At 41.4% G+C, this 16,518-nt stretch carries 13 protein-coding genes and 1 pseudogene; 8 read left to right on the top strand and 6 right to left on the bottom strand.

The genetic code is table 11. From position 1 onward, the window contains the following. Window positions 1-239 (bottom strand): annotated as a pseudogene (locus tag EWV66_RS01225) (RNA-guided endonuclease TnpB family protein); the annotation flags it as partial. Window positions 240-415: 176 nt separating this feature from the next. Here EWV66_RS01225 and EWV66_RS01220 point away from each other — a divergent pair. Further along, a complete protein-coding gene (locus EWV66_RS01220) occupies window positions 416-1,192 on the top strand; it encodes an ABC transporter permease (RefSeq protein WP_052277353.1) in 777 nt (258 codons plus the stop codon). 94 nt (window positions 1,193-1,286) lie between these two features. Here EWV66_RS01220 and EWV66_RS01215 read toward each other — a convergent pair whose 3' ends face one another. Beyond that, a complete protein-coding gene (locus EWV66_RS01215) occupies window positions 1,287-2,303 on the bottom strand; it encodes a type I glyceraldehyde-3-phosphate dehydrogenase (RefSeq protein WP_002731954.1) in 1,017 nt (338 codons plus the stop codon). A gap of 418 nt (window positions 2,304-2,721) precedes the next feature. On the opposite strand from EWV66_RS01215, the gene murC reads away from it, so the two are divergent. Both murC and murB read left to right on the top strand, forming a co-directional pair. Beyond that, a complete protein-coding gene (gene murC, locus EWV66_RS01210; protein ID WP_052278506.1) occupies window positions 2,722-4,149 on the top strand; it encodes a UDP-N-acetylmuramate--L-alanine ligase in 1,428 nt (475 codons plus the stop codon). Between the two features lie 413 nt (window positions 4,150-4,562). Next, window positions 4,563-5,441 carry a UDP-N-acetylmuramate dehydrogenase gene (gene murB, locus EWV66_RS01205; protein ID WP_287107729.1) on the top strand — a complete coding sequence of 293 codons (879 nt, stop codon included), beginning with the start codon at window positions 4,563-4,565 and terminating at the stop codon, window positions 5,439-5,441. A gap of 196 nt (window positions 5,442-5,637) precedes the next feature. On the opposite strand, the gene EWV66_RS01200 is transcribed toward murB, so the two are convergent. The 4 genes from EWV66_RS01200 to EWV66_RS01180 form a co-directional block, all read right to left on the bottom strand. Next, a complete protein-coding gene (locus EWV66_RS01200; protein WP_253852090.1) occupies window positions 5,638-5,931 on the bottom strand; it encodes a HigA family addiction module antitoxin in 294 nt (97 codons plus the stop codon). Window positions 5,932-6,566: 635 nt separating this feature from the next. Continuing rightward, on the bottom strand, window positions 6,567-9,116 hold the full coding sequence (locus tag EWV66_RS01190) for an AAA domain-containing protein (RefSeq protein ID WP_002757076.1): 2,550 nt from the start codon (window positions 9,114-9,116) through the stop codon (window positions 6,567-6,569). Further along, on the bottom strand, window positions 9,117-9,818 hold the full coding sequence (locus EWV66_RS01185; RefSeq protein ID WP_148563486.1) for a hypothetical protein: 702 nt from the start codon (window positions 9,816-9,818) through the stop codon (window positions 9,117-9,119). It abuts the gene before it with no gap. 70 nt (window positions 9,819-9,888) lie between these two features. Further along, the gene (locus EWV66_RS01180; RefSeq protein WP_002757072.1) at window positions 9,889-10,320 is read right to left on the bottom strand and encodes a hypothetical protein; all 432 of its coding nucleotides are present in this window, start codon (window positions 10,318-10,320) and stop codon (window positions 9,889-9,891) included. A 794-nt stretch (window positions 10,321-11,114) separates the two neighbouring features. On the opposite strand from EWV66_RS01180, the gene EWV66_RS01175 reads away from it, so the two are divergent. The 5 genes from EWV66_RS01175 to EWV66_RS01155 are packed head-to-tail and all read left to right on the top strand — an operon-like array spanning window position 11,115 to window position 16,311. Then, on the top strand, window positions 11,115-12,848 hold the full coding sequence (locus EWV66_RS01175; protein ID WP_287107728.1) for a peptide ABC transporter substrate-binding protein: 1,734 nt from the start codon (window positions 11,115-11,117) through the stop codon (window positions 12,846-12,848). Next, entirely contained in the window at window positions 12,849-13,805 is a 957-nt protein-coding gene (locus tag EWV66_RS01170; protein WP_052277351.1) for an ABC transporter permease, read from the top strand. Between the two features lie 2 nt (window positions 13,806-13,807). Then, complete coding sequence (locus EWV66_RS01165) at window positions 13,808-14,170, top strand: VOC family protein (RefSeq protein ID WP_052277350.1); 363 nt, start codon at window positions 13,808-13,810, stop codon at window positions 14,168-14,170. Between the two features lie 18 nt (window positions 14,171-14,188). Further along, window positions 14,189-14,917, top strand: coding sequence for a cytochrome c biogenesis protein CcdA (locus EWV66_RS01160; RefSeq protein WP_002757062.1), 729 nt, complete (start codon window positions 14,189-14,191; stop codon window positions 14,915-14,917). Between the two features lie 50 nt (window positions 14,918-14,967). Then, entirely contained in the window at window positions 14,968-16,311 is a 1,344-nt protein-coding gene (locus tag EWV66_RS01155; protein WP_287107727.1) for a cytochrome c biogenesis protein, read from the top strand. Window positions 16,312-16,518: the final 207 nt, after the last annotated feature.

Genomic DNA, 16,518 nt, shown 5'->3' with positions numbered 1-16,518 from the left:
ATTGCCCGCAAGGTTCTTTCTACGGCAGTCTGGCAAGCATGGGAGTTTAAATCATCAACAAATTTAAACTCTTTCCTTAATGCTGTGTTGTACCGAAATAACTCTGTTTTGCCAACACCAGGATTATCCATCCAATAACGCAGGACTTTATTCCGAACAAATTGAGTTGTCCGTATTGCCTCATTAATGGCTTCTATCTGATTAGGTTTTGGCTTAACTTTGTATTCTAGTACAAACATTTTGACACTGCTCGACCCAGTATCAATATTTTAACACAAAATTCCTTAAGTTGACAATACATATTTATTTAAAGCCGCCCGACCCTTCCCTAAAAGCGAGGGTCTTCACCCCGACATCTGTGATAAACTTGCTATTTATAGATGAAGTATCCTTTTAATTTGTTTCTTTTATTTTTATGGATGGATTAGTAGAACTAAATCTGGTGGATTTGGGTTGGGCTTTGGGGATGATGGGTATTTGTTTAATCCTCTCCCGTTGGTCAAATTTAGCCCTAGAGGGACAATTATTATTAGCGACCGGTCGATCGATCCTGCAATTATTAGTGGTAGGCTACGTTATCGCCGTTATTTTTTCCCTGGATAATCCTCTAGCTGTGCTGGGGATTTTGGCAGTAATGATGACTATAGCGACTATTGTTGCTAAAAATCGCATTGATAGCCGAGATAAAGGCTTATTACCCCTAGTTTTTGGCTCTCTGTTGATTAGTAGCTGTCTAACTTTAGGTTATGCGATCGCTTTAATTATTCAACCAGAACAATGGTACTCACCCCAATACTTAATTCCCTTGACGGGGATGGTGTTAGGGCAAGCGATGAATAGTGCCTCTTTAGCCGGGGAGAGATTAAGCAGTGCCATTAAAAGTCACCGTTTGGAAATCGAAACCCATCTTTGTTTAGGGGCAACCCCTCAACAAGCGATCGCAGCTTATCAAAAAGAAGCGATTCGAGCTAGTTTAATACCCACCCTCAATCAGATGATGGTGGTGGGTTTAGTCAGTTTACCCGGAATGTTCACCGGACAGGTATTGGCAGGAAGTGAACCTTTAAACGCCGCTTCCTACCAGATACTGATCCTGTTTATGATTGCCCTAGCTAACCTAATCACCGCTCAATTGGTGACAGAGGGAATCTATCGGCGCTTTTTCGGTGAGAATTTATCACTGCTCAGTTAACAGTTATCAGTTATCAGTTATCAGTTATCACTAACCACTCCTGACTCCTAATTAACGCCCACTGTTCACTGATTACTGTTTACTGATCACTGATTTAGCCTTTCCACTTGCTGGCGACGACTTCAGCGAGATCAACCACCCGTTGGGAGTAACCCCATTCGTTATCGTACCAAGCGATAACTTTCACCATATCGCCACCCATCACCATGGTGAGACTAGCATCAATGATCGAGGAGGCATCAACACCGCGATAATCAGAGGAAACGAGGGGTAAATCATTATATTCGAGAATTCCTTTCAAAGAATTTTCCGAAGCTTCTTTGAGGACTTCGTTTACCTGTTCCGCGATCGTACTTTTTTCCACTTGCGCGACTAAATCCACCACAGAAACGTTAGGAGTGGGTACACGCAGAGCGATACCGTTAAGTTTCCCTTTCATGTCGGGGATAACTAAGGCTACAGCTTTAGCGGCACCGGTGGAGGTGGGAACGATGTTAACGGCTGCGGCGCGAGCGCGACGCAGATCCCGGTGACTAGCATCCAGAATCCGTTGATCACCAGTGTAACTGTGGGTGGTGGTCATCGTCCCTTTGATGATGCCGAAGTTTTCGTGAATCACTTTGACAACAGGAGCAAGACAGTTGGTGGTACAACTGGCATTACTGATGACGTTGTATTTATCGTGTTCGTATTCGTGAGCGTTGACACCAACGACATAGGTTCCCACTCCCGAACCTTTACCCGGTGCGGTAATGAGGACTTTTTTAGCTCCTGCGACAATATGCTTAGAAGCGCCCTCTTCATCGACGAAAACACCGGTAGCTTCGATCACTAAATCTACACCCCATTCTGCCCAGGGCAGATTGAGGGGATTGCGATCGGAATAACATTTAATGGTTTTACCGTTAACAATTAAAGAATTATCATCGGCATCGATATTAGCGTTAAGTTTGCCTAACATCGAGTCATATTTGAGCAGGTGAGCGTTACTCCGGGGATCGGATGTATCATTGATCCCCACTACCTCCAAGCCACTATTAGTCCGTCCTAACCAACATCTTAGGAAATTACGTCCAATCCGTCCGAAACCATTGATCGCTACTCTAATCACTGCTGCTTGCCCTCTACGTTTTAGTGCAATACATAAAAAAATAATTAATGTTCCCAATCATACCTTAAAGGTTGAACTTTACGATCCCGATCGAAAATAATTTATTAGCTCACCATTCAGGAGAGTAGGAGACTCCGAGACAGGAGACTCCGAGACAGGGGACTCCGAGACAGGGGACAGGAGATTATTTTTATTTATTCTCCTCACCTCCCCACACCCCACACCCCACACCCCACACCCACACCCCACACCCCAAAAAAAGGGAATTGGGAGAAAAAATTTTAATTCTGCGTCAAGGATGTTGCAAGGTGACTGGGCAACACTTGGGAATTCTGCTCAAATGCCCCTATCATGAGGTTGACTTTACTACCGATCGAGTTTAAAACTTATATAATTGTGGGTCTGAGGAGTGAAAAAAGTGAAAAAAGTTAATTTTAACGGCCAACCTTTCCATTTTATCGGTATTGGCGGTATTGGGATGTCAGCCCTCGCTTATATCTTAGCCAAGCGCAATTTACCTGTGTCTGGCTCCGATTTACGTCCTACTCATATCACCCAACGGCTACAGGGAGCGGGAGCGCAGATTTTCCACCGTCAAGAGGCAAATAATTTAGCTTTATTTCATTCTCCCGGCCCTCAAAACAGTAGCCAAACAGTTCCGCAAGTAATCTGCTCCACGGCGATTAATGACCATAACAAGGAATATCGAGCGGCCAGAGACTTAGGATACCCAATTTTTCACCGTAGCGACGTTTTAGCGGCTTTAATCGCTGATTACGACAGTATCGCCGTTGCTGGAACCCACGGAAAAACCACCACTAGCAGCTTAATCGGTTACGTTTTGTTAGAAGCGGGATTAGACCCCACGATCATTGTCGGTGGTGAGGTGGACGCTTGGGAAGGTAACGCTCGTCTTGGTCAAGGTCGTTTTTTAGTGGCAGAGGCCGATGAGTCCGATGGTTCCCTAACCAAACACGCGCCAAAAATCGGCGTAATCACTAATATTGAGCTAGATCACCCAGATCATTACCAGAATTTAAGCGAAGTTATCGATACTTTCCGTGAATTTGCCAATCAGTGCCAGATTTTAGTCGCTTGTTTAGATTGTGACACGATCGCCGAGCATTTCCGTCCGACGATTAGTTATAGTCTCGATCCCGAAAAAGGTGCCGATTACACCGTCAGCGAGATTATCTATGAACAGGGAATGATGAAAGCTTCCGTCTGGGAAAAAGGCAGTTATCTGGGACAAATGGAAGTGAAAATCCCGGGGCAACATAATATTAGTAATGCTTTGGCAGTGGTTGCCATCGGACGTTATCTCGGTTTAGAATTTGCTGTTATTGCCGATGCGATCGCTACTTTTGCCGGAGCAAAACGCCGTTTTGAACACAAGGGAGAGGCAAACGGCATTACTTTTATCGATGATTATGCCCACCATCCTAGCGAATTGTTAGCCACGTTAGCGGCGGCAAAATTGAAGGTAGAAGGCAAACAGTACCAACGTTCGATCGCTATTTTCCAACCCCATCGCTACAGTCGCACCACTACCTTTTTAGAGGAATTCGGCTCCGCTTTCAGTTCCGCCGATGTGGTAGTCTTAACGGATATTTATAGTGCCGGGGAAGTGAATATCGATCACGTCACTGGGCAGCAAGTGGTCGAACAGGTGAGAAAACACCATAAAAACGCCTACTATCACCCCGAATTGAGTTCTTTAGGTCAATTCCTGCTAGAAATTCTCCAACCAGGGGATCTAGCCCTCTTCCTCGGTGCTGGCAATCTCAATCAAGTTATCCCCGAAATGCTCTCTCTTTACCGCGAACAATTAGCAGTTAGAGTATAGAAGTTAGTTATCAGTTATCAGTTATCAGTTATCAGTGATCAGTGATCAGATTTGAGTTTTTAAGTGAGCAGTATTAAATAGGGTTTGCTGAATAAATGTGAAATGTAGGCAAGGTAGGGGTTTTGTGGCTGTATGAGCGAAACAGGTGTAAGATTTTGAGAGAATCGTCGTTCAAAACCTTGCGTCTTCATCGGCCCGCGTCCTGTAGGGGCGAAGCATTCGGGCAATAACCTATCGGTGAAACCGCAGATTTTCTATCCGAATGCTTCGCCCGTACTTTTTCAGCAGACCCTAAATAAGTAACATGATCGTTGGGTTTCATGCTTCAACCCAACCTACGTTACGTTCTGCTCCCCAACCCCCAATTCATAATTTATAATTCATAATTTATAACTTCCAACCCCTAAAACCCTATGATTAAAACCTCTGTTTCTCTAGCTGATTTCACTTCCTACCGGGTGGGGGGAAGAGCGCAATGGTATGCCGAACCAGTTAATCTAGAGGAATTAAGAGAAGTGTTCGCTTGGTGGCAATCGCAAGGGTTGCCCTTGACTGTTTTGGGGGCTGGTTCAAATTTACTAATCAGCGATCGAGGTTTACCCGGACTTGTTCTCAATACTCGCCATCTGCGATCGAGTTGTTTTGATGCCGAAACTGCTACGATTACAGCAGCGGCGGGGGAACCTCTGCCAAAAATAGCTTGGAGAGCGGCAAAAAGGGGCTGGAGGGGCCTAGAATGGGCGGTGGGTATCCCCGGTACGGTGGGGGGTGCTGTGGTGATGAATGCGGGAGCGCACACCTCCTGTGTGGCGGATCGATTAGTGCGGGCGCTGGTATTAAATCCCGATGGTCAGTTAGAAACTTTAAGCAAAGAAGATTTAAATTATAGTTATCGCAGTTCTTCTCTGCAAGGGGATCAACGCTTAGTTATTGAGGCCACATTTCAGTTAGAAGCTACCGATAATTGCGAGGAAATAATGGCAATTACTACCCATAATTTACGCCATCGCAAAAGTACCCAACCCTATGATCGTCCCAGTTGTGGTAGCGTTTTCCGCAATCCTAAACCGCAATTTGCCGGGGCTTTAATTGAGGAAATGGGATTAAAAGGTTATCAAATTGGTGGAGCGCAAGTATCAGAATTACACGCTAATTTTATCCTGAATATTGGTTCAGCAAAAGCCTCGGATATTCTGCGTTTAATTCGTCATGTGCAGGAACAAGTGTTCGATCGCTGGTCCCTCTGGTTAGAACCAGAGGTGAAAGTTTTAGGGGAATTTGACGGGATTTAACTATTTTTCTCGATAACGGTTGAACTCAGCCGCGATGGGCTGGAGTGCGACGGCAGATATTTTTATAATCCTCTAGCATGGTGCGTTCCCCAAAATCTATTGGTGGGGCAGTAGGAGCCACATTAGGGAACGCACCCTACGGCTAACTATTTTTAATATATCTCGTGGGTGGTGCGTTACATTTAATTAACGCACCCTACGCGATCGCCGATCGCACTGATAGCCGTTTGACTTTGATATTGCCAATTGTCTGCTCTGCTTGCCATAGATCGTATTGCATTTGCTGATTGAGCCAACTTTCAGGAGATGTATCGAAAGCTTTCCCTAAGCGAATTGCCATTTCGGGGCTAATACCTGCCCTACCATTTAAGATGGCAGATAGGGTTTTTCGACTTACACCCAATGCTTCAGCAGCCTCAGTCACAGTCAGATTCAAAGGTTCGAGACAAAGTTCTTTAAGAACTTCACCAGGATGTGGTGGATTATGCATTTTCATCAGTGGTAGTCCTCAAGATCGACATCACAAGCATCAACACCGTCAAAGGTGAAAGTGATCCGCCAGTTTCCAGATACTCTCACCGTCCAGGTTCCTTTACGTTGCCCTGCCAGTTCATGAAGTACCAATCCGGGTAAGCAATTATTGTAGGTTGGGTTGACGCAAGGAAACCCAACAAAGAGTAACCTTTGGGGTGGTTGGGTTTCGCTTTTTCAAGCGAATTAAGCTATTTTCGCCTCAGTATTGTTTCGCTCAACCCAACCTACGAGGCTATTTTTAATATATCTCGTGGGTAGTGCGTTACGACGGATTGCTAGTCCTAAGTAAGAGCAGAGATTGTCGCCGTCTAACGCACCCTACTGGACTATTAATTACACGGAAACTTTCCGTATATCACGCCCAAAAGCGTGTTATCCAGATTAGCCTACTGCTAGTGGAGCAGTAGGAGCCACATTAGGGAACGCACCCTACAGCGATGGCCATCATACTGACAGTGGGAGCAGTCTAACGGTTGATCTGAGCGGCGGCAGATAGCCTCGGCATCACCCCCAATATCTCCCGTCCGTCCGCTCCAGCGCGTTGTTAGCCCGCTTTCGGCACCACGCGATGAGTCTAGAGGCAGACTAGATCTAGATCGCCAAAACTGATTTAAGCTGCCGATACAGATCTGAAACTGTATCGAGAAAATCAGGCTCATCTCTATCACACAGCCAACCCTTGCTGTACCACTTATGATAAGGAACGTGAACAATCTTCCAACCAGCCCGTTGAAGGATATCAATCCGTGAGAGATGACTTTCGGAGTAGGTGTAGCCACCTTCAGCAAAGTGATGTACACCATCAACTTCTATTGCACAACATTCCTCGTTTAGAGAGTTAAAGATAACAAAATCCAGTCGTTTGCTACAACTCTCAACCTGATTATAAATTTTCAATGATTCAGAGCCATGACTCTGAACAAATTCTTTGAGGTACTCTAGTACCTTAAACTCAAATTCAGATTCAACTTTTGATTCATCAAATCTCCAACTGAGCCTGTTGTCTAAAACTGTTTGTTGTTGAACGGGTTCTACCAAGCTACCTTCATTAACTGGATAACCGAAATTCTGCAAATACTCCTTTAGTAAATGAGCAGTTTTAGGTATTCCGCCATAGATAAGATAGGTATAATTTACAGCGCGACTGGTTGCTACATTAAACCGATTAGGGTTTTCATAGTGACCTTTTGCCCATCTATTGTTAGTTCCATCAAGCCCTAGAGTTATAATTATTATGTTCTTTTCATTTCCCTGAAACTCTTCAGGTGTGCCAACAAACAATTGATAATCTTTCCATTCATCATCAGAAAATTTTTCTTGAAGTCGTTCTCTAATGGCATTTCTTTGCTGAGTTAAGAACGACAAAACCCCAATTGTTGGTTTATTTCTAATCGTAAAGCCATGATGACTCAATGGTTCTTGTAGGTAGCTATTTTGACGGATCAAGCCACTGAGCTTGTTGATGAGTTCTTCAATTTCTTCAGGAACAAATTTTGTAGTCAATTCTCTTTGACCACCAACCTCAACTGCCTCAAAGCAAGACTTATTAACGTTTTTACCTACCTCTGTCATAATTAATAGGCTATCGTCGTAAAAGGTTTTGCTTGTAAATCTAGCTAGTTGAGGCATAGAACGAAAGTGTTCATTGAGAGTCACTTTTGGAATGGTAAAGTAATTATCTTGATTTATAATAAAATCAAGAATTGAAGATTTGCTTACAATTAGATCCTTTCCTTCTGCTTTTTCATAGGAAATAACCTGATTCAATCCTGCAAAGCAATGGTTCCAAATAAGTCTTTCAAACTTTCTATTCAGTGAGAATAAACCTGCTGCATTTAAGCCAAGTTGCTTATCGTCTCCTACCACACAAAAGCTTCTACCTCTATAAAAAGCAGGTATTATTTCTGCAATATTGACTTGAGAAGCCTCATCAACAATGACGAGATCAAAGATTTCATTTTGAAAAGGTAGAAATTGACCAATATCCTTAATTTCACCAGCCCAAAGCGGGAAAACACTGGTAAGTCTGTTGTAGTCAATCCTACTCATGGCTTCCAAGACTCTAGTTTGATTTGTCCACCTTAGAAGCTTCCGAAATGCATCAGTGACATTTTGATTCTGTTGTAAGTTTCTGGTAAATTGATATTCAATTAGCTGCTTAATATATTGTCTCTTTTTATCTAGCAAGACTTGCTCTTGCTGCTGAATCACTTTCCTTATTTGACTTAAACTAGGATTAATTCTACGTCGAATAGATACAGATTCGGTATAAGAACTATTCACTTTAAAGAGCAATTCTAGATATAGAGGAATTTGACCGAGTTCATTTCTTGAAAATCTAGTCTTGTCAGCTTTTAGTCCATCAACACACTGCTTGTAGAAGCGTCTTATATAAATAAAATCTTTACGCTTAAGATTCCCTGATGAGAGTTTTTTTTGAAGTTTATCAATATTTTTTATGAACCAATCTTTACCTGATTCATGAATTTCTTCCTCTCTTAAATCAAGTTGCTTTGTGTAGTTTCGGTCAAAGATATCAGCAAAATGATTTCTTTCTTTTAGATATAGATCGTTCGCCCGATAGAATTCATTTTCTGTATCTAAAGCTCTTTTCAATTGATCTCTGTGCTTTGCAAGCCCTTGATCTAGATCTATAATTTCTTGATGCAAGGAATCAAGTTCTTGTTTCTGCTTAGAAATATGACTAAGTAAATTATGTGCATTAACTCCCGAAGATTTTGCTTCAATATAAGCTTGAAGCTGCTTACGTTCTTGGCTTTCAGAGCCTACGTAAATGACGGTGTTTTTACCCAAAAAATCTTCTAATTTTCTACGAACGACATCAATAGCAGCCTTTTTTTGAGAAACAAATAATACTTTTTTGTTTAGCAGTAAGGCTGAAATCATTATTGCTACGATAGTGTAAGACTTCCCCGTACCAGGAGGTCCCTGGATATAGGAAATTTCACGCCGCCAAGCATTGTATAGAGCATCCTTTTGGCGATCAGAAAGAGGTAGTGGCAAATAGGCAACTGCCTTATCAATTGATAAACATTCGGTTAAATCGCTATTAAATTCAACAGATTCATTCTGCAAAATTCCTTTAAATAGCTTTTTCAGAACTTGATTTTGAAATGGCATTTAGCTAACCTCTGAAATCAGTTTTCGTAGTGCTGTATAAGTTGATAGTTGCCCAGGTGAGCTAGCAACATAAAAAAATCGATGATTGTAGAAGGTCAACTCTACAGTACCTAGCTTCTCTAGCTTCTGAAGAGTGAAGTCTTCCGTTGAAGGGTGTATTTGATTGAACTCAGGGATTTTTTCATGGATTCGTCGAAAAGTTTGGTCTGCTAATGAATTAGTCGTCAATTTTACACTCTCATGCCTGAGAATATCCTCTAAACTATTTTCTATATCTTCTAGAACTTCAAGCTTGTTGGCATCAACACCTGCACTCTGAAATCCCATTCCCTCATCTTCTTCTTCATCAAGATCTTGCTCTAAAACCAGAGTAATTAAGTCATAATTTAGACTCACCGAATCCAATTCAATGCTATAAGTCAATGACCTGCCGTTTTCATCTAGATCAGTTTTGACGAGGAAATAAATTAATGGTGCGGCAACATACTTCTTGACTTGCTTCTTCTTGAATGAACCAGCGATCAAGCCATTTCCCAGGAAAAGTTGGCGATCACTTTCCTTTTCAAGATAATTTCTGACATCACGCAAATACTGAGAATCTACATCTGCATCTTCAAAGGGTCGATAGTAGTGAGGGCTTTTCTTAGTTTTTCCATAAAGAGTGTTTTCCATCCCAGTACGCAGGCTAATTTTGCGACTCATTTCTTGAAGATAATATAAGTACGCATGAACTACCTCGGATGATTCTTCTGAGTGTTTGGAATCCATATTTTTAAAATCTAACTGATTCTTCCAAGCTGTTTTTCAGCGCTTCAAGCTTATCTGCAACCGTTTGAAGTTTCCCTACTTGCAGATCCCCACCTCCACGTAGGAGTTCATATAAACTAGAAATATTTTTCTTTAGTATCTCAAGCGTATCAATAATTGCCTGGAGTCTCCCAATTTGTAGGTCTCCACTCCCACGTAAAAGTTCATATACTTTGTCGATAGATTTGCTTTGAGCATCAATTAGTTCAACTAACTTTTGCTCTATAGCTTGATTTCTTTGTATTAGACGTTCAAGCTGTTTGTAGATATCTGAATCAGATTCAGTCCGTTTCTTAGCGTTAGTGTTTAGACTTTTCTGTATTTGCAAAAGAATAAATGCAAGAATTGCAGTTGAGATTGCTGATACGGCTGAGAAAATTACCAAGGCTAGTTCCATCTTTGAGACTCTTTGGGTAAAACGATCCTTAGCACAGGATAACAAAAACTGTTGTGAGAGGCACTTGCCGATGACTTTACCGTAGCTTGATGCTTAACGCCGACAGGTAGCCCCTAAACTACTGCCTCACAGATAACCTTGCGGGCTAACTATTGATTATACGGAAATTTTCTGTATAACACTCCTGAAAGTAATGATATGGGTCAACTTTCGGCATATCAACCCATTTAGGCGCGATCTCCAGAACTTTTCCGTATATCACGCCCAAAAGCGTGTTAGCCAGATTAGCCTACTGCTAGTGGAGCAGTAGGAGCCACATTGGGGAACGCACCCTACGGCGATGGCCATCACAATAATTATATACTAGACGGATTTTTTCCATACAACACCCCAAATACAGATTTTCTGGCTCTTCGTTACTTGTTATGGTTCGATAGGGTGGCATAAATCGACTAAATCCTTATCTGGCAAGAGATTTAATTGATTAGTTCGCTCTAGATCAAAAACAATTGACAAAAATCGCCAAACGTCTTTCTCTATAAGGGTTCCATCCCTTATAACCCCCGTACATTGCATAACACAAACCAAAGAACCCATTTCGTCGCCGTGCCTAGAATTTTATTGTCTAGTACAGCATCGCTACTATAGCACGATCGATTTAACTTGACTAGGAATGGATAAAGGCAAATAATCAATTAATCGATCGAGATCAAGACTCAATGTCTGATAACTTGTTATTGGTGGGGTAGGAAATCACCTAAGTCACCCTGTTGAATTATTGATTGTCATTAAAAATGTTTAAGCGATCGCTTTTCTTGCCCCTGTTAATTTTATCCCTTAGTTGTACGCTGCTTTTTAGTGCTTGTCGTCAACAAACAGCTAATAATACCGCAGCAACGACCAATAATAATCCAGAAACTTTAAAACTTTTATATTGGCAAGCACCGACGATTTTAAATCCCCATCTCTCCACGGGATTTAAAGACTCAGAAGCGAGTCGCATTACCTTAGAACCTTTGGCTAGTTTCAATGAAAAAGGGGAATTAGTTCCTTTTTTAGCGGCAGAAATTCCTACTATTGAAAATGGGGGAGTTGCCCAGGATGGTAAATCGGTGACATGGAAGCTAAAAAAAGATATTAAATGGTCAGATGGTACTCCTTTTACTGCCAAAGATGTCATCGCTACCTATAATTTTATCACCAATCCGAAAACTGGTTCTACTAGCGCTGGCAATTATGAAATAGTTAAAAGTGTGGAAGCGATCGATCCCCATACGGTTAAAATAACTTTTAAGCAAGTTAATCCCGCTTGGTCATTAGTTTTTGTGGGAACAGAAGGGATGATTTTACCTGCTCATCTCTATGAAAAGTATAGCAATGAAACGGCACGCCAGGCCCCCGCTAATTTATTACCGGTGGGAACTGGACCCTATAAAGTGGTAGAATTTAAACCGGGAGATACGGCAGTTTATGAACCAAATTCTTTCTTTCGAGAAGCAGATAAATTAGGTTTTCAAAGAATAGAATTAAAAGGAGGAGGTGATGCCACTTCTGCGGCACGAGCGGTTTTACAGACACAGGAGGCGGATTATGCCTATAATTTGCAAGTAGAGGCTAAGGTTTTAAGTGATTTAGAAAAAGCGGGTCGAGGTCAGTTAATATCTAGTTTCGGTTCTTTGATTGAACGAGTTTTATTTAATTTGAGTGATCCTAATCAAGTTACTCCCGAAGGTGAGAGGTCTAGTATTAAGTTTACCCATCCTTTTTTAAGTGATGTGAAAGTAAGGGAAGCTTTATCTTTAGCCGTTGATAGAGATACTATTGCCACGCAACTTTATGGTATTGCTGGTAAAACAACTCCTAATTTTATTGTGATGCCATCGGCATATAATTCTCCCAATACTCGCTATGAATTTAATCTAGAAAAGGCTAAAAAATTACTAGATGATGCGGGATGGAAAGATAGTAATGGTGATGGCACTAGGGATAAAAATGGTGTAGAAATGAAATTAGTTTTTCAAACCACTGTCAATCCTCTTCGTCAGAAAACCCAAGAAATTATCAAACAAAGTTTACAAGCGATCGGGGTAGGAGTAGAATTAAAAACTGTTGATGCCAGTATTTTCTTTTCTAGCGATCCTGCTAACGATGACACGGTAGAAAAGTTTTATGCTGACCTACAAATGTACACTACCGGTAATAATAGTCCCGATCCAAAAGCCTATTTTAAAACCTTTACCTGTAGCGAAATTCCCCAAAAAGCTGATGGTTGGGCTGGGGATAATTATGCTCGTTATTGTAATCCTGAATACGATAAATTATGGCAAGTTTTTAGTCAAGAATTAAACCCAGAAAAACGGAGAGAAATAGCAATTAAAATGAATGATATGTTAATCAATAATTTTGTGATTATTCCCCTAGTTCATCGTGCCGATGTGGTGGCAATTAGCAATAGTTTGTCGGGGTTTGAATTAACTCCCTGGGATAGAAATACTTGGAACATCAAAGACTGGAAGCGTAGTAAATAAATGCTTAAATATTTTCTGAAAAGATTATTATTTTCGATTCCCACTCTTTTAGCTATTAGTATGGTGGTTTTTGGCATTTTAGCCCTAGCGCCGGGGGATCCGATGGGAGAATTTGCCGCTAATCCCGCTATCACCGAAGCGGTGCGAGAAAATATTCGCAAAAGTCTCGGATTAGATCAACCCCTTCCCGTGCGTTATGTCAAGTGGTTGTTAGCATTTCTTCAAGGAGATATGGGCTATTCTTTCACCAGTCGCAGCCCAGTTTTTACCCTCATTTGGCAGCGTTTACCCACAACCCTCTGGATTGTCGGTATTGCCTATATTTTTGGGGTTTTAATTGCTTTTCCTTTGGGCGTAATTTCGGCAGTCAAGCGCTATTCTTGGTTAGACAAAATCATCTCTACTTTTTCCCTACTTGGCTTTTCTTTACCCACTTTTGTAACGGGATTATTATTAATTATTATCTTTAGTGTGCAGTTAAACTGGCTACCATCTTTTTATAACAGTACCCTAAAAATCAGTGATTTTAATAGTTTGATCGAGCAGGTGAAACAGTCAATTATGCCTGTAACTGTATTAAGCTTATATCAAGGAGCGATGTTGATGCGTTTCGTGCGTTCTTCCGTAACCGAAGAAATTCACCAAGAGTACGTTAAAACTGCCTTAGCCAAGGGACTAACTAATTTTTCTGTTCTAACTAAGCATATAGTTCGTAACGCTTTAATCCCCGTTGTCACCCTGATTGCTCTCGATATTCCCTCCATTTTTACTGGAGCTTTAGTTACAGAACAAGTGTTTCGTGTACCGGGTATCGGTGCTTTATTAATTGATTCTATTTCCCGCAGTGATACCCCCGTAGTGATGGCGATTACCTTTATCTATGGGATTTTAATTGTTATCTTTAACTTAATTGCCGATTTAACCTATAGTTGGCTCGATCCGCGAGTCAGATATTAACTATGAACATCACAAAATCCTTACACACGGCGATTTTAGTCACCGAGCTAGAAAAAGCCATTAACTTTTACGAAAATGTTCTAGGATTGACTAGAATCGATCGCCCTTTTCAATACGATGGGGTTTGGTATCAAGTGGGAGATTATCAAATTCATTTAATTGTCGATAGCAATTACCAAAATTACCGTCCCAATCCCGAAAAATGGGGACGCAATCCTCATCTTGCCTTCGCTATTGATGACGTGACAGCCATGGGTAACTATCTAGAAAGTCAAGGTTATACAATTCAAATGAGTGCCTCGGGTAGAAAGGCATTATTTGTCAGTGATCCCGATGGTAATATCCTAGAAATGAGCCAAATTTAGCCTGAAAAATTACCTAATATGTTAGACCAATTACAGACTCAACTCTATCACCTTGAACAATACGCCGATCGCTTAGTCACTTCCCAACTAACTCACCTTAGTTTTGTCAGTATTGCCGTGATTTTTCTAGCCGGTTTACTCACCAGTCTTACCCCCTGTATGCTGTCGATGTTGCCGATTACCGTCGCTTATATCGGGGGTTACGAAAATAAAGGTCGTTTAGCGGCTTTTTGGCAGTCCACATGGTTTTCCCTAGGATTAGCCACCACCTTAGCGGGATTGGGACTAATTGCCGCTACTCTAGGGAAAGTCTATGGACAGGTGGGGATCGGTTTACCAATTATCGTCAGTGCGATCGCTATTTTGATGGGGTTAAACCTCTTGGAATTATTACCCCTGCGCTTCCCCTCCCTTGGTGCTACGGATTGGATTACCGGCGATTTTCCCCCGATTTTGCGGTCCTATCTTCTCGGTTTAACATTTGGTTTAATCGCCTCTCCTTGTAGTACACCTGTTCTAGCAACGTTATTGGCATGGGTGGCAAATACGGGAGATTTAAGCTTAGGAGGGGGATTATTGTTATCCTACACTGCCGGCTATGTTTTACCCCTAATTATCGTCGGTTCTTTTACTGCCTCGCTGAAAAGCTTTCTTTCCCTGCGTCAATGGTCCGGGTGGATTAATCCTGTCAGTGGGGTTTTATTAATCGGTTTTGGAGTTTTTTCTTTATTATCCCGTCTGCTGTGATGGTGGAGAGTTATGATAGATAATTGGCTAGAATTGCAAAACTTTTAACTATGACTATATCGGAAACTTCCTCAAATTTAAAGAATACACCGCTCCGATGGGGACGTAAATTTATCCAGACTATTGCCGATCTGCGATTGGCAATTATTCTTTTACTTTTAATCGCTATTTTTAGCATTTCTGGGACGGTAATCGAACAGGGACAATCCCTATCTTTTTACCAGGCTAATTATCCTGAGAAACCGGCTTTATTTGGCTTTCTGACTTGGAAAGTTTTATTACTATTGGGATTAAATCATGTTTATAGCACTTGGTGGTATCTATCATTATTAATTCTCTTCGGTTCCAGTTTAACTGCTTGCACCTTTCGACGACAATTACCCGCTTTAAAGGCGGCCAGAAACTGGCAATTTTATCAACAATCTCGCCAATTTCAAAAACTAGCTTTAAGTGCTGAATTAGAAACTGGTTCCCTAGAATCTCTCACCCCCCTATTAGAAAAAAAAGGCTACAAAGTTTTTCTAGAAAATAACAGTCTTTATGCTCGTAAAGGTCTGATTGGTAAAATCGGTCCGATTATCGTTCATGCAGCCATGTTAATTATTTTAGCAGGAGCGATCTGGGGAGCGTTAACGGGGTTTTTCGCTCAAGAAATGGTAGCTAGTGGCGATAGTTTTCAGGTTAAAAATATTATTGAAGCTGGACCCTTATCTAAAAATTCTCTCCCCAAGGATTGGGGGATTAAAGTTAATCGTTTTTGGATTGATTATAGTCCTAAAGGTGACGTAGAACAATTCTATTCTGATTTGTCGGTGCTCGATAATCAAGGACAGGAGATCGATCGCAAAACTATTCAAGTTAACCAACCTTTGCACCATAAAGGGGTGACTTTTTATCAAACCAGTTGGGGAATTGCTGGGGTAAAAGTACAGGTGAATAATAGTCCGATCCTACAGCTACCGATGGCTAGTTTAGACACCAAAGGTAATGGACAAATCTGGGGAACTTGGATTCCGACTAAAACCGATCTTAGTGAGGGAGTTTCTCTTTTAACCAGAGATCTACAAGGTACGGTAATTGTCTATGATGCTAAGGGAGATTTAACCTCTGCTGTACGAGAAGGAATGACGATTCCCATCAATGGAGTTAATCTAAAAATAGTCGAATTAGTGGGAAGTACCGGGTTACAAATTAAGGCAGATCCGGGAGTGCCTATTGTCTATTTAGGTTTTGCTTTATTGATGATGGGAGTGGTAATGAGTTACTTTTCCCATTCCCAAATTTGGGCTTTACAATCTGGTGATCGCTTTTATATTGGTGGTAAAACTAATCGCGCTCAAGTCAGTTTTGAACGGGAAATAATTGATACCATCGAAATGTTAAAGTTAAAGTAGAATCGACGTTAATCTGGTGTCGTTTGCCGATCAGTAGGTAGGTGTTAAAAATTTTCTGATCCCCCCACCTATCGGCACCCCCCTTATCAAGGGTAGGGCTGTTTCATTCTCCCATCAGAATATCAAAAGTAAAAGCGATCACTATCAGGTAAAATGAGAAGTGACCGCCAACTTTTTAAATATATGTTGAGCTTAATAGAAAAACTA

It is taken from the genome of Microcystis sp. M_OC_Ca_00000000_C217Col, from assembly GCF_007095585.1.
Taxonomy (GTDB): Bacteria; Cyanobacteriota; Cyanobacteriia; order Cyanobacteriales; family Microcystaceae; genus Microcystis; species Microcystis panniformis.
This window is presented reverse-complemented; position numbering and strand designations above follow the sequence as displayed.